The organism is Pseudomonas sp. RHF3.3-3, assembly GCF_048069595.1.
In the GTDB taxonomy this organism is placed as follows: domain Bacteria; phylum Pseudomonadota; class Gammaproteobacteria; order Pseudomonadales; family Pseudomonadaceae; genus Aquipseudomonas; species Aquipseudomonas fuscovaginae_B.
The window spans coordinates 1,255,566-1,274,348 of record NZ_CP182250.1; the positions used below are offsets into that span (position 1 = coordinate 1,255,566).

15 protein-coding genes are annotated in these 18,783 nt (G+C 55.9%); 7 read left to right on the top strand and 8 right to left on the bottom strand.

Annotation, left to right across the window (positions count from 1 at the left end):
* Positions 1-191 precede the first annotated feature (191 nt).
* From ACMGT0_RS05690 to ACMGT0_RS05720, 7 genes are all read left to right on the top strand, one after another.
* Positions 192-1,775 (top strand): peptide chain release factor 3, encoded by a 1,584-nt coding sequence (locus ACMGT0_RS05690; protein WP_054058528.1) that lies wholly within the window; start codon positions 192-194, stop codon positions 1,773-1,775.
* Between the two features lie 313 nt (positions 1,776-2,088).
* Complete coding sequence (locus ACMGT0_RS05695; protein WP_054058529.1) at positions 2,089-3,147, top strand: hypothetical protein; 1,059 nt, start codon at positions 2,089-2,091, stop codon at positions 3,145-3,147.
* 47 nt (positions 3,148-3,194) lie between these two features.
* The gene (locus tag ACMGT0_RS05700; RefSeq protein WP_239687980.1) at positions 3,195-4,253 is read left to right on the top strand and encodes a hypothetical protein; all 1,059 of its coding nucleotides are present in this window, start codon (positions 3,195-3,197) and stop codon (positions 4,251-4,253) included.
* Between the two features lie 2 nt (positions 4,254-4,255).
* Positions 4,256-5,095 (top strand): inositol monophosphatase family protein, encoded by an 840-nt coding sequence (locus ACMGT0_RS05705; protein ID WP_081009909.1) that lies wholly within the window; start codon positions 4,256-4,258, stop codon positions 5,093-5,095.
* Positions 5,096-5,112: 17 nt separating this feature from the next.
* Complete coding sequence (locus tag ACMGT0_RS05710) at positions 5,113-6,249, top strand: radical SAM protein (protein WP_416771817.1); 1,137 nt, start codon at positions 5,113-5,115, stop codon at positions 6,247-6,249.
* On the top strand, positions 6,246-6,932 hold the full coding sequence (locus tag ACMGT0_RS05715) for a dTMP kinase (RefSeq protein WP_054064152.1): 687 nt from the start codon (positions 6,246-6,248) through the stop codon (positions 6,930-6,932). Before ACMGT0_RS05710 ends, ACMGT0_RS05715 begins: the two co-directional genes overlap by 4 nt.
* Before the next feature lie 398 nt (positions 6,933-7,330).
* Positions 7,331-7,594 carry a hypothetical protein gene (locus ACMGT0_RS05720; protein ID WP_054058530.1) on the top strand — a complete coding sequence of 88 codons (264 nt, stop codon included), beginning with the start codon at positions 7,331-7,333 and terminating at the stop codon, positions 7,592-7,594.
* Between the two features lie 442 nt (positions 7,595-8,036).
* Here ACMGT0_RS05720 and ACMGT0_RS05725 read toward each other — a convergent pair whose 3' ends face one another.
* From ACMGT0_RS05725 to ACMGT0_RS05760, 8 genes are all read right to left on the bottom strand, one after another.
* Positions 8,037-9,005, bottom strand: a complete 969-nt coding sequence (locus ACMGT0_RS05725; protein ID WP_054058532.1) for a peptide ABC transporter ATP-binding protein — start codon at positions 9,003-9,005, stop codon at positions 8,037-8,039.
* Positions 9,005-9,973: an ABC transporter ATP-binding protein gene (locus ACMGT0_RS05730; protein ID WP_017902286.1), complete on the bottom strand. Its 969-nt coding sequence runs from the start codon at positions 9,971-9,973 to the stop codon at positions 9,005-9,007. The genes ACMGT0_RS05725 and ACMGT0_RS05730 overlap by 1 nt, the downstream gene beginning before the upstream one ends.
* Before the next feature lie 10 nt (positions 9,974-9,983).
* Entirely contained in the window at positions 9,984-10,895 is a 912-nt protein-coding gene (locus ACMGT0_RS05735; RefSeq protein ID WP_054058533.1) for an ABC transporter permease subunit, read from the bottom strand.
* Positions 10,896-10,905: 10 nt separating this feature from the next.
* A complete protein-coding gene (locus tag ACMGT0_RS05740; protein ID WP_054058534.1) occupies positions 10,906-11,916 on the bottom strand; it encodes an ABC transporter permease subunit in 1,011 nt (336 codons plus the stop codon).
* Between the two features lie 73 nt (positions 11,917-11,989).
* Positions 11,990-13,585 (bottom strand): ABC transporter substrate-binding protein, encoded by a 1,596-nt coding sequence (locus tag ACMGT0_RS05745; RefSeq protein ID WP_054058535.1) that lies wholly within the window; start codon positions 13,583-13,585, stop codon positions 11,990-11,992.
* Positions 13,586-13,676: 91 nt separating this feature from the next.
* Entirely contained in the window at positions 13,677-15,056 is a 1,380-nt protein-coding gene (locus ACMGT0_RS05750) for an OprD family porin (protein WP_054058536.1), read from the bottom strand.
* Between the two features lie 169 nt (positions 15,057-15,225).
* Complete coding sequence (locus tag ACMGT0_RS05755; protein ID WP_054058537.1) at positions 15,226-16,824, bottom strand: ABC transporter substrate-binding protein; 1,599 nt, start codon at positions 16,822-16,824, stop codon at positions 15,226-15,228.
* 298 nt (positions 16,825-17,122) lie between these two features.
* Complete coding sequence (locus ACMGT0_RS05760; protein ID WP_054058538.1) at positions 17,123-18,748, bottom strand: ABC transporter substrate-binding protein; 1,626 nt, start codon at positions 18,746-18,748, stop codon at positions 17,123-17,125.
* Between the last annotated feature and the right edge of the window lie 35 nt (positions 18,749-18,783).

Consider the following 18,783-nt stretch of genomic DNA (forward strand, 5'->3'; position numbering starts at 1 on the left):
CTACACCTGACGAAAGGTCATGACAGGGGAGTGGACGTCTGTGATGTTTAAAAGGTTCCGCAATTGGCAGCATTTGGCCATCTCGCCGGGGGGCAGCCGGAGGGCGTCGGTCGGGCTGGCGGTGGCCGCTGGAGTGCAGTCTGGTCTATAATCTGCGCCCTTTTTTTGAATCACCTGTCAGGCGATTTCCCATGACCAACCAGGCCGCCGAAGTCGCGAAACGCCGCACCTTCGCCATCATTTCCCACCCGGATGCGGGTAAGACCACCATCACCGAAAAGCTCTTGCTGATGGGCAAGGCGATTTCCGTGGCCGGTACGGTGAAGTCGCGCAAGTCCGACCGCCACGCCACCTCCGACTGGATGGAGATGGAGAAGCAGCGCGGTATTTCCATTACCACCTCGGTCATGCAGTTCCCGTATCGCGAGCACATGATCAACCTGCTCGACACCCCTGGCCACGAAGACTTCTCGGAAGACACCTACCGGACCCTGACCGCCGTGGACTCGGCGCTGATGGTGCTCGACGGCGGTAAGGGCGTCGAGCCGCGTACCATCGCCCTGATGGACGTCTGCCGCCTGCGCGATACGCCGATCGTCAGCTTCATCAACAAGCTCGACCGCGATATCCGCGACCCGATCGAACTGCTCGACGAAATCGAGGCGGTGCTGAAGATCAAGGCCGCGCCGATCACCTGGCCGATCGGCTGCTACCGCGACTTCAAGGGCGTGTACCACCTGGCGGGCGACTACATCATCGTCTACACCCCGGGTCACGGCCATGAGCGCACCGAGGTGAAGATCATCGAGAAGCTCGACTCGGCGGAAGCCCGCGCCCACCTGGGTGACGAGTACGAGCGCTTCCTCGAACAGCTGGAACTGGTGCAGGGCGCCTGCCACGAGTTCAACCAGGAGGAATTCCTCACTGGCCAGATGACCCCGGTGTTCTTCGGTACCGCGCTGGGCAACTTCGGTGTCGACCATGTGCTCGACGCGGTGGTCGACTGGGCGCCGATGCCGCTGGCCCGTGTGGCCAACGAGCGTTCGGTGGAGCCGGTGGAGGAGAAGTTCACAGGTTTCGTGTTCAAGATCCAGGCAAACATGGACCCCAAGCACCGCGACCGTATCGCCTTCATGCGTATCTGCTCCGGCAAGTACGACAAGGGCATGAAGATGCGTCACGTGCGCACCGGCAAGGACGTGCGCATCGGCGACGCGCTGACCTTCTTCTCCTCCGAGCGTGAGCAACTGGAAGAGGCCTACGCCGGCGACATCATCGGCCTGCACAACCACGGCACCATCCAGATCGGCGATACCTTCACCGAAGGCGAGGCGCTGGGCTTCACCGGTATCCCGCACTTCGCCCCGGAACTGTTCCGCCGTGTGCGCCTGCGTGACCCGCTCAAGTCCAAGCAACTGCGCCAGGGCCTGCAGCAACTGGCGGAAGAGGGTGCGACCCAGGTGTTCTTCCCCGAGCGCAGCAACGACATCATTCTGGGCGCCGTCGGTGTGCTGCAGTTCGATGTGGTCGCCAGCCGCCTGAAGGAGGAATACAAGGTCGAGTGCTCCTACGAGCCGATCACCGTGTGGTCCGCGCGCTGGATCGAATGCAGCGACAAGAAGAAGCTCGAGGAATTCAGCAACAAGGCGGTGGAAAACCTGGCGCTGGACGGCGGCGGTCACCTGACCTACCTGGCCCCGACCCGGGTCAACCTGGCGCTGATGGAAGAGCGCTGGCCGGATGTGAAATTCCGCGCGACGCGTGAGCATCACTAGACGTACACTTTAACCACGAAGTTAAAAAACCGTTGCGAGAGCAGCGGTTTTTTTTTGCTCGGATTTTTCTGTGGTCCTGGATTAACCGTTATTGTTGCTGTGCTGTCATGTCTTTTTGGATTGGTAAGTATCGGTCTCTGCCACATAGATAAGCAGGTTGTAAGAAATATCTTTCATATGCTTGGGAGAATATCTACAAATTTAGTGGCGGCTATTTTGTTGAGTGTGGGCAATTTCTGATTTTTAGAAAAATATTGGAGAAATTCTCTCGCCAGGACTACGTTTCTTAAACATAAACATATGGGTGGGACGAATGAATATTCTAGTGAGTACCTCGCAGTCAAAAATTCATGAACATGACATTTCGATTCTGGATGGGAAGATTTTAATCCCAAAAAAATACCTGCTAGAGAGGGTTTTTTTAGAGAGAAATAGTGTTTTGGTTGTTTCTGGAAGTTTGATTGAGGGTATTGGGACCATTCACTCTGATATCGATTGCATTGTTTTGTGTGAAAAAAGACCTACAGCGAGAGAAGTTGAGAAGAGTGAGCATGCTTTAGTAACTGACATAAATTATCGCTATATTGCCAGCGATGAGGATGTCCATAATACGACAGATTTTTATGGGGATACCAGTATTCACATTGATGTCGATTACATAACGTTTTCTGAGGTTTACGAAATTATAGGAAAAATTGAAAGTGCATTTGATGAGATTGTTGGGGATCAGAGGGTTATTTATGATCCTATTTTAACTAATACAGAAAATAATGTAATCCATAGAGCTCTGATAGGCTATGCATTGGAGAACGAGAATAGGTTCAATAACTTCAAAAGCAGGATTCCATTGGAGAAGCATATTTATGTTGCTCATCGCGAAAAATTACCTGTTTTTTATGCTTTCCAGGATGTTCAAGGTTGCTGGCAATCAGGAAACCTATGGATGGGTTGTGAGATTGCAAGAGATATGATGCTCAAAACGACAATGAGTTTTACCTACCTGACTGGAATAACTAATAAGCATTATAAGTGGGTTTATTCGAATGTTTTTCGGGTTGTTGGCTTCGACAAGATTAAAAAGGAGTTTTTCAGGTTGGTTAGAGTAGGTGCGGTTACAGATGTGGAATGTCGGTTATATATTGAAGAGGTTCTTGAGTATATGGATTTGGTTTTTTTGGAAATGGAGAAGTTGCTAAAAAAAATATGTATATATCCATCTGTACAAAAATCTTTATTTGCGTTGGATAGAGAGTTTGATGGTCGGCGGCAAACGGGGCATAAAATATCAAAGTGTGAGTACTATTTCAGGAAAAAATATTTTTTAGCAGGAGAGACGCCTTCCTTGGTCAGCCTGCTGAAAGAGTGGGATTGAGGAAGCGTGTACTGAATTTTAATTGGCCGTATCAGGAGTGCTGAGCGATGGAGCGTACTGGGCTTTTTATGCAGCGTACATTAGATCAGTACGTAAATTTTATAACTATAATCAGTGAGCGACATGGTTGGCGGACTTTAGGTGGAGTTCAAACAAATGACTATTATGTTTATCGTAATGCCATGCGCGAAGGATGTCATCTTCAAAAGGCCTCCTTCGAGCTTCGGCATCCGGAGGAGATGATTTGTGATTTGAGTAATCTTGAATCGATCTATAACGGCATAGATTCTGAAGATATCATACGCCTGTGGAAATATCTGGATTCAGTTACAAAAAAAATCAGATTCGGAGGCGTGCGTCGAATAAGTGGAGATGGACTTTCACCTGAAATAGCGATTTCCGGACCGTCCATGCTTCAGCTAAAAAATATTAAGCAGCGCCTTGTGGGTGAGGGATTTTCGCAGCTCGGTTTTGATTTTGATAAAGATGTACATTTTTCGAAAAACACCCTTCATGGAATCGCCAAGAATCGACTACTTATAGACGCAAATACTGAAACAATGGAGTTTTATAGTGAGTTTTGTGCTTTTTATAGTAAGTATATATCTCATGAGTATTGGGATGTCAGTAGTGTATTCAATGCACGATATATCTATGAAGATCACTTGGTCTGGCATCAAATCAAAAAAATCTCAAAAAATAAGCTGTTCTTGCTGGCAGCAGGTTTACCCTTGGCATTGGGCTACTTGGCTGCAACCGGTGACCAGAACATTTTCTTCACAGAAATTCATCGACAAAACGATTCTGGGCTTTTAAATAGAGATTTTGCATTTCGGGGTATTTTCCCTACGCCAAATCTATCCAGTGAATCTTGGTTGATTATAGATAAATCCTATACGGGTGGTAGCATTAAACATGCGGCTAATTCACTAAGGGAAAGTTTGGGTTATGATGCTGATGTAAAAACATTGGCACTATTTCCTAAATCATTTGGCGCGTTTATGAGCGCAGATTATGCAGTTTATGCCGGGAAGCTGTTTGAGGTAAAGGAGTGCGCCCCACGATTGGATAGGGAGTGCTGGCACACTCAGCTAATAATGGAGTGAGTATGAGACCGTTATTTGGTGCGGCGCATATTTTCGAACTGGAGAGATGTCTCTATGAGGCTAGGAAAAAATTGCGTCGATATTGGGCTGGCACTTTAGCTCGGCTACCTAGTTTTGCAGGGGGCGAAGATCTAACTGGTCAGCAAACAAAATATGATTTGGAGTGTCAATCTCTTATATTTGAGAGTTTTTCAAATATCGGTATGCGAGTCACGATATTTTCCGAGGAAATAGATTCTTCAATAACTTTTGGTGAAGGTGGAGAGTTTTATCTGATCGTAGATCCACTCGATGGTACGCACAATGCGATTTTGGGATTTCCAGCTTATACCTCCAGTGTCGCACTTTATCATGAAGGTGCTTACATATTTGGCTGGGTTTATGATATGTCAAGGGATATAGTATATACCGCTTCTTTAGGTGAAGGCGCATATCTCCAATCGCCAATTGTTGTGAAGAGGCTTCGAACTCGTAATGTCTATCGTTTAGATGAAATGCGTATTGCTTTTCATCGCCCAGAAGGAGGAGTGGAGAGGGCACTAATAGAAGGAATGCTCTGGGCTGTTGATAAGGTAAGAGTTTGTTCATGTTCATCATTAGAGATTTGTCTTATTGCTGCTGGGGTTCTTGATGCATTTATAGACATCGATAATCCAGGGCATGAACGTAGTTGCGACATTGCTGCGGCAGAGCTAATTCTGAGGGAGGCAGGAGGAACACTATTTGATATGTTTGGAAACCCTAGGTTTTCCTTGCCACCATCCACTGCGTCTCTCTCTGATCGTGGAACACTCGTCGCGTTGTCATCTAAGGAGCTTATGCAATTTATAGCTTTTAATTAAATTATTTTGAGGTTTTTATGATTTTCGAAATGGTAAACTTAAAAGTTGAGGTTTTGTGTAATGGCGTGAATTTTTCCAGTGATTTTCTGGAGTACTATCAAATTCATGATAATGGTATTGAAAAAAGACGTGCGTATGGAGTGGGTGATAGCGCTGTCCTTGATTCACATGCTCGTGTGCCACAAGAGATAATTCTTGATCGTCAAATATTGGTGGCGGCAAATTATAACCCAAGATCTGATCATGTGGTTGATTTGGATAAGGGGGTTCCAGTGTTGAGATCTGGGGACAAGGTTGTTAGGGTCGGATTTCCCGGGCGCCCTGAATCTTATGGGAAAAAATTGAGTAATGGTGAGTTTTTTGAACGGTACGTAACTGTATATGGTGATTCGACGCTCGGTATTTTTTCCCCAGGTCACTGTTATTATTTTAATAGTGGGCGTGAGTGTAAGTTTTGCTCTTTGGGGCGAGCAAGAGATGATTTTTCAGATCATAAAATGCGAGTCAAGGGAGATATTGCAGGTGAGGCAGTAAATTTAGCGTTAAAGGATGATGGTGAGAGATATAAAAGGGTTTTGTTGAATGGTGGAACGATCCCCGATTATGACAAGGGGTACTCAAATCACCTAAATTTGCTTTCGAGAGTGAAAGAAATTAACTCGGAGTTCAATTTGGATTACCATTTGATTTCTATGCCACCTAAAGATTTTCATCTTTTTGAGCGTTTTAAAGAGATTGGCAATAATATGTCAATGAGTTTGGAGGTGTTCAACCCAGAGCTGTTTTCTGAAATTTGCCAAGGAAAATCTGATGACTATACTCGTGAACGATTCTTGGCTGCTTTTGAGGCTGCGGTTGAAATCATAGGGCGAGGTAATGTTTACGCTGGATTTGTCGCTGGCCTAGAGCCTCTGGAGTCAATCATTGAAGGTATTGAGTATTTTGGGCGGATGGGCGTTGTGCCCGCTGTTGCAGTATTTCATCCAGATTTCGGTTCTCAATATATTCACAAACAACGTCCTTCATTGGAGTTTCTTACAGCATTGGGGAGGAAGATGTCCGAGGTGTATCGGAGAGAGGGGTTTCGCCCATTAATCGAAGGTAGCGGTAGGAACTCTTTAGATACCGAAGCCTATTTAGGGGGATTTTCATGAGTAGTGTAAAAAAGCAACCTTTGTTGATTGTTTTCGAGGGCACTGATGGCGCGGGGAAGTCCACGATTGCCCGTGCAACATACGACAAGATTTCTGAATCGGTTCCGGATTTTAAGTTTATAGATAAAAATCGTCCGCCGGTAACTTCGGGGTATTCGGAGTTTCATATGGGGCGAATACGCGATATTCTTTGGGAATATCCGGATGATGCTCCTCTCGAACAATTAGGCGATAGACATTGGTTAAGTCTCATTGTTGCTTGGTTTCAAGCTACGGATCATGCTGTTGTCAGACCAGCAATTGAGTCTGGGATCAGTTGTATCTCTGATGGCTGGTATTATAAATATCTGGCTCGATTTTTACTGAAGGACCCGATCTTGGCTGGAGAGGCTATGGCATTTTTTTCTACTGTAAGAAGGCCTGACGTTGTCATTTTCCTCGATGTCGATCCGGTTATCTCCGCTGATAGAAAAGGTGCTTTTCGTCTTAGTGAGAGCGGTGCATATGATGGTGGTGGCGAAGATCGTCTTAAGAGTTTTGTTGAGTATCAAAAAAAAGTCAGGTCCAGTTATGAGGCATGTGGTCTAGATGAATGGGTGGTGATTGATACTACTGATCTCAGTGAGGAGGCGGTTCTTCACAAATCCATCGCAGTGGTGCAGGACTTGCTCATCAGGAAATAGGCAGTTGCCCCGTTTATACGGGCAAGACGTCGGGTATTTTAGTACCATCTGAACCGATGGTCTGTCGACTCGCACCAAGTTAAGGGCCATGATATTCCACGATGAGTTCCGTCATGGTTTTTCCCCACCGGATCAGTTTTATTTGCCACAACGGTCTCATTTGAAGGCTCAGGGTTGAGGGGAGAGGTCGCTGGATGAGGACAATCTCCTAACAAAAGTGTCATAGTTCCTCCAGCTCTGATAGCTAGTCGGAATTATTCTAAGTGGCACTGGAAAATTTCATGTTGTCAGCATGGAAAAAGCCCGTTGACGGGAGTAGGTTCAGTCAAGTTTGGGTGCCGGTTCTGCGAGCCAGCGCTCAGGCACTCGCGACTTGTCTATAGAAGGACTGGACGACGATGAAGATCTTTCAACGCATGGTATTGCTACTCAAGGTGCTGGTGGTGCTGTCGCTCGGAACGACAGCTGCGTGGGCCAGCGCGAATTCGCCCCAGACCCACGGCTTCTGGGGTGTGAACAGCGCTCAGGACAGTGGGCTGTTGCTTGCCAAGTCCGACTCCGAGCCAGGTGACGAAGGCCAGGGCGGAAGCAAGGGCGATGACGACTCGACCACCGAGGAACCGGACACCGATGAAGGCGATGAGGGTGACAGCGATACCTGATCGATCAACCGGAGATCAGAGCGTTCCCGTGCTCTGCGTGGGAACGCTTCCCTAGACGCTCTGCGTCCGCTGTTGAGTTGATGCAGGGCCTTTCCACGAAAGGGGAGCAATCATTCGGGCAGGGTTTCGGTGAGGTCGACGAAGTTGACTTCCAGGCTTTTATCCTTGACGACATCGTAAAATCTCTTGCGCAGTTTTTCAGGGATGAGCGCATATTTTCTTCTGAGCTCAAGGTGGCTTTATATCTTCAAGGCCGAAATAGGTATCTTAGGGCGTGTCATCAATGCTGAAATGAGATCATCGCAGCACCCCACAGGGATCGATCAGCGCCCGAAATGAAATGAAAAAGCCCCTTCTGCCAGGTCGATGCGCAACCTGACGGAAGGGGCTGGGTTTGCGGTTTCAGCGCTCTCGCAGGTTCTGGAGAGCGCTTTTTACTGCCCTACAGGAACTGCTCGGCGTAGTGGCAGGCAACCTGGCGGGTATCCACCTGGCGCAGTTCCGGCAACTCGGTCGCGCAACGCTCGGTGGCGTAAGGGCAACGCTTGTGGAACGCGCAGCCACTCGGCGGGTTGAGCGGGTTGGGCAATTCGCCGGCGATCTTGATCTTCGGCTTCAGCGGGTCCGGGTGAATCGCCGGGGTCGCCGACAGCAGCGCCTGGGTGTAGGGGTGCAACGGACGCTCGTAGATGTCTTCCTTGGGGCCCATTTCCGCAGGGCGCCCGAGGTACATCACCAGCACCTGGTCGGCGACGTGGCGCACCACCGCCAGGTTGTGGGAGATGAACACGTAGGCGGTGTTGAACTCCTGCTGCAGGTCCATGAACAGGTTCAGCACCTGGGCCTGGATCGACACGTCGAGCGCCGAGGTCGGCTCGTCCGCCACCAGCACCTTGGGCTGCAGCATCATGGCGCGGGCCAGGGCGATCCGCTGGCGCTGACCACCGGAGAACATGTGCGGGTAGCGCTGGTAATGCTCAGGGCGCAGGCCCACCTGCTTCATCATCGCCTGGACTTTCTCGCGGCGTTCGGCGGCCGACAGCCTGGTGTTGATCAGCAGCGGCTCGCCGAGCTGGTCACCGATCTTCTGCCGTGGGTTGAGCGAGGCGTACGGGCTCTGGAACACCATCTGCACGTCCTTGCGCAGTTGCTTGCGCTGGGCCTTGTCGGCGCCGGCGACTTCCTGGCCGGCGATCTTCAGCGAGCCGGAGGACGGTTCCTCGATCAGGGTCAGGGCGCGGGCCAGGGTGGACTTGCCACAGCCCGATTCGCCGACCACGGCCAGGGTCTTGCCGGCCTCCAGCTCGAAGGACACACCGTTGAGGGCGCGCACGGTGGCGTGGCCCTTGAACAGGCCACGGGACACTTCGTAGTGACGGGTGAGGTCGCGGGCGGTAAGAACGACGGCCATTACGCCACCTCCTGGTTCAGCGGGTAGAAGCAACGGGCAAGGCTATTGGCTTTCGGGTCCAGGGCCGGACGCTGCTGCCGGCAGTTTTCCTGCACGTACGGGCAGCGTGGCGACAGCAGGCAACCCTGCGGCCGGTCGTAGCGGCCGGGCACGATGCCCGGCAGGGTCGACAGGCGCTCGGCTCCCAGGCTGTGCTCCGGGATCGCCTTGAGCAGCGCTTCGCTGTAGGGGTGTGCCGGGATGTCGAACAGGCCGGGGACCTGCCCGACTTCCACCGCTTGCCCGGCGTACATCACGCAGACCCGCTGGGCGGTTTCCGCCACCACCGCGAGGTCGTGGGTGATCAGTACCAGGCCCATGTTCTGTTCCTGCTGCAGGCTGATCAGCAGGTCCATGATCTGCGCCTGGATGGTCACGTCGAGGGCAGTGGTCGGTTCGTCGGCGATCAGCAGTTTCGGCTCGCCGGCAATCGCCATGGCAATCGCCACGCGCTGGCTCATGCCGCCGGACAGTTGGTGCGGGTAGGCGTCCATGCGGCTCGCGGCGCCCGGGATCTCGACTTTCTCCAGCAGCTCGATGGCCCGCTTGCGCGCCTGCTTGCCGGACATCTTCAGGTGCAGGCGCAGGACTTCCTCGATCTGGAAGCCCACGGTGTAGCTGGGGTTCAACGCGGTCATCGGGTCCTGGAAGACCATCGCCAGGTCCTTGCCGACGATCTGCCGGCGCTGGCGGGCGTTGAGGGTGAGCATGTCCTTGCCGTCGAAGCGCAGGGCGTCGGCGGTGACGATACCGGGGTGCTCGATCAGGCCCATCAGAGCCATCATGGTCACGGATTTACCGGAACCCGACTCGCCGACGATCGCCAGGACCTCGCCCTTGTTCACGCTCAGGTCGAGGCCGTCGACCACCGGAACGGCGTTCTTGTCGCCGAAGCGGACGTTGAGATTCTTGATTTCTAGCAGTGACATGGGAATCTCCTCAGGCGGCATTCTTGAGTTTCGGGTCCAGCGCGTCGCGCAGGCCGTCGCCCATCAGGTTGATTGCCAGCACGCTGAGCAAAATGGTCAGGCCGGGCAGGCTCACCACCCACCAGGCGCGTTCGATGTAGTCGCGGGCCGAGGCCAGCATGGTGCCCCATTCCGGGGTCGGCGGTTGTACGCCGAGGCCGAGAAAGCCCAGGGCGGCCGCGTCGAGGATGGCCGAGGAGAAGCTCAGGGTCGCCTGGACGATCAGCGGTGCCATGCAGTTGGGCAGCACGGTGATGAACATCAGGCGTGGCAGGCCGGCACCGGCGAGGCGGGCGGCGGTCACGTAGTCGCGGTTCAGTTCGCCCATCACCGCGGCGCGGGTCAGGCGCACGTAGGACGGCAGCGACACGATGGCGATGGCGATCACGGTGTTGATCAGGCCAGGGCCGAGGATGGCGACGATCGCCACGGCCAGCAGCAGTGACGGCAGGGCGAGCATGATGTCCATCAGACGCATGATGGTCGGCCCGAGGACGCGCGGGAAGAAGCCGGCCAGCAGGCCCATCAGGATCCCGGGGATCAGCGACATCACCACCGAGGACAGGCCGATCAGCAGCGACAGGCGCGAGCCCTGGATCAGCCGCGACAGCAGGTCACGACCCAGTTCGTCGGTGCCCAGCAGGAACTGGGCCTGGCCACCTTCGAGCCAGGCCGGTGGGGTGAGCAGGAAGTCGCGGAACTGCTCGCTCGGGTCGTGTGGCGATACCCAGGGGGCGAAGATTGCGCAGAAGATCACCAGCAGCATGAACAGCAGGCCGGCGACGGCGCCCTTGTTGCGGGCGAAGGCCTGCCAGAATTCCTTGTAGGGTGATGGGTACAGCAGGCTCTGGTCGACTGCTGCTGAGGAGATTGGAGTACTCATGAATAGGCTCTCAGCGCTGGTGACGGATACGTGGGTTGGCAAGGCCGTAGAGGATGTCCACCACGAAGTTGACCAGGATCACGATGCAGGCGATCAGCAGGATGCCGTTCTGCACCACCGGATAGTCCCGGGCGCCGATGGCTTCGATCAGCCACTTGCCGATGCCGGGCCAGGAGAAGATGGTTTCGGTCAGGACCGCGCCGGCCAGCAGCGTGCCGACCTGCAGGCCCATCACGGTCAGTACCGGGATCAGCGCGTTGCGCAGGCCGTGGACGAATACCACGCGGGCCGGCGACATGCCCTTGGCGCGGGCGGTGCGGATGTAGTCCTCGCGCAGGACTTCGAGCATCGACGAGCGGGTCATCCGGGCGATCACCGCCAGCGGGATGGTGCCCAGTACGATGGACGGCAGGATCATGTGATGCAGGGCGTCCCAGAACGCATCCGGCTCGCCGCTGAGCAGGGTGTCGATCAGCATGAAGCCGGTCTTCGGCTCGATATCGTAGAGCAGGTCGATCCGCCCGGAAACCGGGGTCCAGCCCAGGGCGACCGAGAAGAACATGATCAGGATCAGGCCCCACCAGAAGATCGGCATCGAATATCCGGCAAGGGAGATGCCCATGACCCCGTGGTCGAACAGCGATCCTCGCTTGAGGGCGGCGATCACCCCGGCCAGCAGGCCGAAGACGCCGGCGAACAGCAGGGCGGAGATCGACAGTTCCAAGGTGGCGGGGAACAGCGCAGTGAATTCGGTCCAGACACCGGTGCGGGTGCGCAGGGATTCACCGAGATCGCCGTGGGCCAGCTTGCCCACGTAGTCGATGTATTGTTCGTAGAGCGGCTTGTTCAGGCCAAGGCGTTCCATCGCCTGTGCGTGCATCTGCGGGTCGACCCGACGCTCGCCCATCATGACTTCCACGGGGTCGCCAGGGATCATGCGAATCAGCGCGAAGGTCAACAGCGTGATGCCGAAAAACGTGGGGATCAATAACCCCAGTCGGCGGGCAATAAAACTAAACATCTTGTTGTGTACCTCATCAGCCGGTTAGGCGTGCCGGTCGCGGCCCCGGGTAGGGCCGCTCCCTGCGTGTTTTCTACTTCACCTGGGTCGTGGCGAAGTTATTGGTGGACAGCGGGTTAATGTGATAACCCTCTACGTTCTTGCGCATGGCGGTGAACATCTTGGGATGCGCCTGGTCGACCCAGAGTACCTGGTCGTGCAGGATCTCCAGGGCTTTTTCGTAGAGCGCGGCGCGTTCGGCCGGTTCCGTCCTGGCCCGGGCCTGGTCGATCAGCGTCTGGAATTGCGGGTTGCACCAGCGGCTGTAGTTTTCGCCGTTTTTGGCGGCTTCGCAACTCATCAGCGGGCTGAGGAAGTTGTCCGGATCACCGTTGTCGCCGCTCCAGCCGGCGGACACCAGGTCATGTTCGCCCTTTTTCGCGCGCTTGAGCATTTCGGCCCATTCCATGACGCGGATATCGATCTTGATACCGACCTTGGCCAGGTCCGACTGGATCAGTTGCGCGCCCAGTTGCGGGTTCGGGTTGGTCGGACCGCCGCCGTTGCGGGTGTACAGGGTGAAGACCGTGCCTTCGGGCACGCCGGCTTCCTTGAGCAGGGCGCGGGCCTTTTCCAGGTTCTGCGGCGGGTTCTTCAGCTTGTCGTTGTAGCCCAGCAGGGTTGACGGGTAGGGGTTGACCGCGGCGATGGCGTTGCCCTTGCCGTACAGGGTGTCGACGTAGGTCTGCTTGTCCAGGGCCAGTTCGATGGCCCGGCGCACCCGCACGTCGCTCAGGTACTTGTGCTCGGTGTTGATGGCGGTGTAGCCGGTGGCCATGGCCGCCATGCTGACCACCTGCAGGTTCGGATCGGCCTGGATGCTCGGCACGTCATCCGGTTTCGGATACAGCGCCACCTGGCACTCGTTGGCCCGCAGCTTCTGCAGGCGGGTGTTGTTGTCCGGGGTGATGGCGAAGACCAGGACCTCGGCCGGCGGCTTGCCACGGAAATAGTCCGGGTTGGCCTTGTAGCGCACCTGGGCATCCTTGGCATAACGCTGGAACACGAACGGGCCGGTGCCGATCGGCTTGGCGTTCAGATCGTCCTGCTTGCCGGCCTTGAGCAACTGGCCTGCGTATTCGGCGGAGTGGATCGAGGTGAAGGCCATGCCCAGGTCGAGCAGGAAGGGCGCTTCGGGACGGGACAGGGTGAAACGCACGGTCATGTCGTCGACTTTCTCGACGTTCTTCAACAGGTCCTGGAAGCCCATGCTTTCAAAATAGGGGAAGCCCACCGTGGACTGCTTGTGCCAGGGGTGGTTCGGGTCCAGCTGGCGCTGGAAGCTCCAGAGCACATCGTCGGCATTGAGCTCGCGGGTCGGCTTGAAGTAATCGGTGGTGTGGAACTTGACGCCCTTGCGCAGATGGAACGTGTACTGCAGGCCGTCGGGGCTGATTTCCCAGCTTTCGGCCAGGGCCGGCTGGATCTCGGCGGTGCCCGGCTTGAAGTCCACCAGGCGGTTGAACAGGGTCTCGGCCGCGGCGTCGGATGTGACGGCGGTGGTGTACAGCACCGGGTCGAAACCTTCCGGGCTGGCTTCGGTGCAAACCACCAAGGGTTTTGCCGAAACGCCGACGGCTATGGTCAGCAGGCTGGCTGCGACGGCCGCCCGCAGGGAAAGCATCTTCATATAAACCCTCCGTAATCAAATGAGCCAGATTAGTCGCTGGGGCCGATTCGTCGAGCCGGCCCCGGCGTCGTTGCCTATCGGGATCCCGGGATCAAAGAATCTTGAACGGGATGGTGGTGACCAGACGGAACTCGTTGAGGTTGCCGTCGGCCTGGTTTTCCGAGGCACGGTGAGTGGTGTAGGTGGCGCGAATGGCGGTGGCCTTCAGCGGACCGCTCTGCACCGCGTAGGAGGCGCCGATGCCGTATTCGTAGTGGTGCTCACCGTTCATGTTGCGCACGTCATAGGCGGTGCCGGTGTAGTGGGTACCGTCGATGCCCCAGCCGCGAGCCTGGTAGATGTTGAACTTCAGGCCTGGCACACCGTATTCGGCCATGTTCAGACCGTAGGCGATCTGGAAGGATTTCTCGTTCGGGCCGTTGAAGTCCGACAGCAGGGAGTTGGCCAGGTAGATGCCGTTGGTTTCGTGCAGGTAGTCGAAGTACTCGTTACCGTTGATCTCCTGGTAGGAGAAGGTCAGGCTGTGGGCCTGGTGGGTCAGTCCGAAGGACAGCGAGTAGGTGTCGTTGTCGATCTCACCCATCTTCTTTTTGCCGGTGTCGACGGTCTTGTAGTAGTTCAGGCCGGTGGTCAGGCTCAGCACCGAGCTGTCGCCCAGGTCGTGGGTGGCACCGAAGTAGTACTGGTTCCAGAAATCTTCGACGTGGGCGCCGTAGAGACTGGTCTTCAGGCTCTTGAATGGCTGGTAGTTGATACCGGCGGTGTTGACGTGGTCGGTCTCGGCACCGTTGTTGGTGTACTCGGAACGGAATTTCGACAGGCTCTGCTCGGTCCGTGGCGAGACGCGATCGAAGGTGGCGACGTCGAAAGACAGGTTGTTCAGCTCTTCGCTGTGCAGGCTCACACCTTCGAAGCTGGAAGGCAGCGCACGGTTGCCGATGGTGTCGACGATCGGGGTGCTGAAGTTCTGGCGGCCGGCGGTCAGGGTGGTGTTCGACACGCGGAACTTGACGTTGGCCAGGCCCAGCTTGCTCCACTGGCCGACGGCGTCGCCGTCGCTGTGGGTCAGGGTCCGGTTGCCACCGCCGGCCAGGTCCTTGCGGTCACGGTCCAGGGCGATGGCGTTGTAGGCGGCGACTTCGGTGCTGACGCCGACGGTGCCCTGGGTGAAGCCCGAGGTGTAGTTCAGGATGGTGCCCTGGACCCAGTTGATACGACGTGGGGTCGGGGTCGGGGTGTCGCCGCCTTTCTTGTAGGAGAAACGGTCATCACGGCGTTTCAGTTCGTTGGCGTACCAGTTACGGGTCGTACCGCCCAGGCTCTGGCCATCGATGAAGCCCTTGGCTTCACTCTGGGCATTACTGGTGTTGAGGCCGGTCGGAATGAATTCCTGGCTTTGCGATTCCGCATGGGCCATGAGGCTGGCACTACTGATTGCTAAGGCTAACAACGCTTTCTGAGAGAGTTTCAACGTAAAGCTCCTTTATTTTCTTTTTTGGTTACCGGCCTTTTAGGTATGCCGGTTGTTTGGGGTGAACTCTTTTTCTTGTCGCAAACGTTTGCTTGGCAGTGACTCGCCGAATTTCGGCTGCAAGATTGCGTGAGGGCGAAATTCGCCCCCAACGCGTGGGTCACGGTTTTTATTGTTCGATACTGACGCCCGAGAACGAGTTGCGACCGAAGGGGCTGACCTTGAAGTCATGCACCTTGGCGCTTAACGGCTGGTTCACCGTCGAGTGGGCGATCGGGGTGATGGGCACCTGCTGCTTGAGCAACTGCTGGGCCTGCTTGTAAAGCACTGTCCGCTGGTCACGGTCAGTGACGATCTTGGCTTGCTTGATCAGCTTGTCGTATTGCGGGTCGCACCACATGGAGTAGTTGTTGCCGCCGATCGCGTCACAGCTGTAGAGCGTGCCGAGCCAGTTGTCCGGGTCGCCGTTGTCACCGGTCCAGCCGATCAGACTGATGTCGTGCTCGCCATTCTTGGTGCGCTTGATGTATTCGCCCCATTCGTAGCTGACGATCTTCACCTTGAGGCCGATCTTCGCCCAGTCGGCCTGGAGCATTTCGGCCATCAGCTTGGCGTTGGGGTTGTACGGACGCTGGACCGGCATGGCCCACAGGGTGATCTCGGTGCCTTCCTTGACGCCGGCGGCCTTGAGCAGTTCCTTGGCCTTTTCCGGGTCGTAGGCGGCGTCCCTGATGGTGTCGTCATAGGACCACTGGGTCGGCGGCATGGCGTTGACCGCCAGTTGACCGGCGCCCTGGTAGACCGCGTTGAGGATGCTCGGCTTGTTCACCGCCATGTCCAGGGCCCGGCGCACTTCAGGCTGGTCGAACGGCTTGTGGCGGACGTTGTAGGCGATGTAGCCGAGGTTGAACCCCGGTTTTTCGATCACCTGCAGCTTGGGATCGCTCTTGAGCGCCGGGACGTCGGCCGGGCGTGGGTGCAAGGTCACCTGGCATTCATTGCGCTTGAGTTTCTGTACGCGTACCGAGGCATCGGTGTTGATCGAGAAAATCAGCTGGTCGAGCTTGACCTTCTCCGGGTCCCAGTAGTGGTTGTTGGCGGCGTAGCGGATCTGCGTGTCCTTCTGGTAACGCTGGAACACGTAGGGCCCGGTGCCGATGGGCTGCTGGTTGATCTCGCTCGGGTTGCCGGCCTTGAGCAACTGTTCGGCGTACTCGGCGGAGAGGATCGAGGCGAAGCTCATGGCGAGGTTCTGGATGAACGCGGCGTCGACGCTGTTGAGGGTCATGACCACGGTCAGCGGCCCGGTCTTTTCGACCTTGGCGATATTCTTGTTCAGGCTCATCCCGGTGAAGTAGGGGAACTCGGTGGGGTAGGCCTTGCGGAACGGGTGTTCGGGATCGAGCATGCGGTTGAAGGTGAACAGCACGTCGTCGGCATTGAAGTCGCGATGGGGGGTGAAGTACTTGGTGGTGTGGAACTTCACGCCTTCGCGCAGGTGGAAGGTATACACCAGGCCATCCGGCGAGATATCCCAGCTCTTGGCCAGCGCCGGTGCGACGGTGGTCTCGCCTCGGACGAATTCCACCAGCCGGTTGTAGATCGGCTCGGCGGCATCGTTGTCGGTCGCGGCGGTGTACTGCGCGGTGTCAAACCCGGCCGGGCTGCCCTCGGAGCAGAACACCAGGCTACCGGCAGCCTGGGCGCAAGCAGTGCCCGCCAGCAGGGCGGTACTGATCAAAGCGGATAAAACGAAGGTATGGCGCATGACGATCTCAATCCATTTTTATTGTCGTTGGTGAGCAATTGCCATGTCGTGCTACATGGAAACATCACCAACCCAGTCAGTCGAATACAGCAGTGCCGCTCATCAGCATGTGTCGGTGATGTCCTGACGTTATGGCGCCAAGTCAATGCCGTAAATGCGTAGAGCCTGAGAGAGTTGTAGGAAAAAACTGCGCTTCTGACTCATCTTTCCTAAGTCGGACGGTCAGGGAGAGGGCAATTCCTGCAATTCTGGCGGGTAGCGCAAAGGCGACGTGTTGCGACGTCGCCTTTGCGGGACCTTACTTGCTGACGCTGACGCCGTAGAACGAGTTCAAGCCGAACGGGCTGATCTTGAAGTCTTTCACGGTAGCGCTCATGGGTTGATACACCGTCGAGTGCGCGATCGGTGTGTACGGGACATCATCCTTGAGAATGTGCTGGGCCTGCTTGTACAGCTCGGTGCGCTTGGCCTGGTCGGAGGTCGACTTGGCTTCCTTCATCAGGCTGTCGTATTTCGGCGTGCAGTACTTCGAGAAGTTGTTGCCGTTGATGGCATCGCAACCGAACAGTACGTTCAGCCAGTTGTCCGGGTCACCGTTGTCACCGCTCCAGCCGATGATCATCGCCTGCTGCTCGCCGGCCTTGGCGCGCTTGAGGTATTCACCCCACTCATAGCTGACGATCTTCACGTTCAGGCCGATGTTCTTCCAGTCGGACTGGAGCATTTCCGCCATCAGCTTGGCGTTCGGGTTGTACGGACGCTGGACCGGCATGGCCCACAGCTTGATCTCGGTGCCTTCCTTGATGCCCGCTTCCTTGAGCAGTTGCTTGGCTTTCTCGGGATCGTACTTGGCATCCTTGATGGTGGTGTCGTAGGACCACTGGGTCGGCGGCATGGCGTTGACGGCCAGCTGGCCGGCGCCCTGGTACACCGATTCGATGATCTGCGGCTTGTTCACGGCCATGTCCAGCGCCTGGCGAACGCGCAGGTCGGCCAGCGGGTTGGCGGCGGTTTCGCCCTTGAGCACCGGCATCACGTTATAGGCGATGTAGCCCAGGTTGAAACCGGCCTGGCTCGGCATCTGCAGTTTCGGGTCGGCCTTGAGCGGCGCGAGGTCGGCCGGGCGCGGATAGACGCTGACCTGGCACTCGTTCTTCTTGAGTTTCTGCATCCGCACCGAGGCATCGGTGGTGATGGCGAAGATCAGGTTGTCGATCTTCACGTCTTCAGGCTTCCAGTACTCCTTGTTCCCGGTGTAGCGGATGTTGGAGTCTTTCTGGTAGCTCTTGAACACGAACGGACCAGTGCCGACCGGCTTCTGGTTGATGTCGCTGGCCTTGCCTTCCTTGAGCAGCTTGTCGGCGTACTCGGCGGACTGGATGGAGGCGAAGCTCATCGCCAGGTTCTGGATGAAGGCGGCATCGACGGCTTTCAGGGTGAACTTGACGGTGTGGTCGTCGAGCTTCTCGACCTTCGCGATGTTGGTGTCCATCCCCATGTCGGTGAAGTACGGGAACTCGGTCGGGTAGGCCTTGCGGAACGGCATGTCCTTGTCGAGCATGCGGTTGAAGGTGAAGAGCACGTCGTCGGCGTTGAAATTGCGCGTCGGCTTGAAGTAATCGGTGGTGTGGAACTTGACCCCTTCGCGCAGGTGGAAGGTGTAGGTCAGGCCGTCGGGCGAAATGTCCCAACTGGTCGCCAGGCCAGGAACCACGGCGGTGCCGCCACGTTCAAACTGGCTCAGACGGTTGAAGACGGTTTCGGCAGAGGCATCGAAGTCGGTTCCGGCGGTGTATTGGCCAGGATCGAAACCGGCCGGGCTCCCTTCGGAGCAGTACACCAGGTTTGTCGCTGCGAGGGCGAACGGTGCGCTGGCCAGGAGGCCTGCGCCAACAAAAAACGGAATGACTGCTTTTTTAAGCATTGGTGGCCTCATGATTTGTTGTCATTTTTGGTTGT

Excerpts from the sequence above, each read along its gene's own strand:
- ACMGT0_RS05710 (WP_416771817.1), top strand. The coding sequence starts at position 5,113 with ATGATTTTCGAAATGGTAAACTTAAAAGTTGAGGTTTTGTGTAATGGC.
- ACMGT0_RS05690 (WP_054058528.1), top strand. The coding sequence starts at position 192 with ATGACCAACCAGGCCGCCGAAGTCGCGAAACGCCGCACCTTCGCCATC.
- ACMGT0_RS05720 (WP_054058530.1), top strand. The coding sequence starts at position 7,331 with ATGAAGATCTTTCAACGCATGGTATTGCTACTCAAGGTGCTGGTGGTG.
- ACMGT0_RS05760 (WP_054058538.1), bottom strand. The coding sequence starts at position 18,748 with ATGCTTAAAAAAGCAGTCATTCCGTTTTTTGTTGGCGCAGGCCTCCTG.
- ACMGT0_RS05705 (WP_081009909.1), top strand. The coding sequence starts at position 4,256 with ATGAGACCGTTATTTGGTGCGGCGCATATTTTCGAACTGGAGAGATGT.
- ACMGT0_RS05730 (WP_017902286.1), bottom strand. The coding sequence starts at position 9,973 with ATGTCACTGCTAGAAATCAAGAATCTCAACGTCCGCTTCGGCGACAAG.
- ACMGT0_RS05715 (WP_054064152.1), top strand. The coding sequence starts at position 6,246 with ATGAGTAGTGTAAAAAAGCAACCTTTGTTGATTGTTTTCGAGGGCACT.
- ACMGT0_RS05755 (WP_054058537.1), bottom strand. The coding sequence starts at position 16,824 with ATGCGCCATACCTTCGTTTTATCCGCTTTGATCAGTACCGCCCTGCTG.
- ACMGT0_RS05745 (WP_054058535.1), bottom strand. The coding sequence starts at position 13,585 with ATGAAGATGCTTTCCCTGCGGGCGGCCGTCGCAGCCAGCCTGCTGACC.
- ACMGT0_RS05725 (WP_054058532.1), bottom strand. The coding sequence starts at position 9,005 with ATGGCCGTCGTTCTTACCGCCCGCGACCTCACCCGTCACTACGAAGTG.
- ACMGT0_RS05735 (WP_054058533.1), bottom strand. The coding sequence starts at position 10,895 with ATGAGTACTCCAATCTCCTCAGCAGCAGTCGACCAGAGCCTGCTGTAC.
- ACMGT0_RS05740 (WP_054058534.1), bottom strand. The coding sequence starts at position 11,916 with ATGTTTAGTTTTATTGCCCGCCGACTGGGGTTATTGATCCCCACGTTT.
- ACMGT0_RS05695 (WP_054058529.1), top strand. The coding sequence starts at position 2,089 with ATGAATATTCTAGTGAGTACCTCGCAGTCAAAAATTCATGAACATGAC.
- ACMGT0_RS05700 (WP_239687980.1), top strand. The coding sequence starts at position 3,195 with ATGGAGCGTACTGGGCTTTTTATGCAGCGTACATTAGATCAGTACGTA.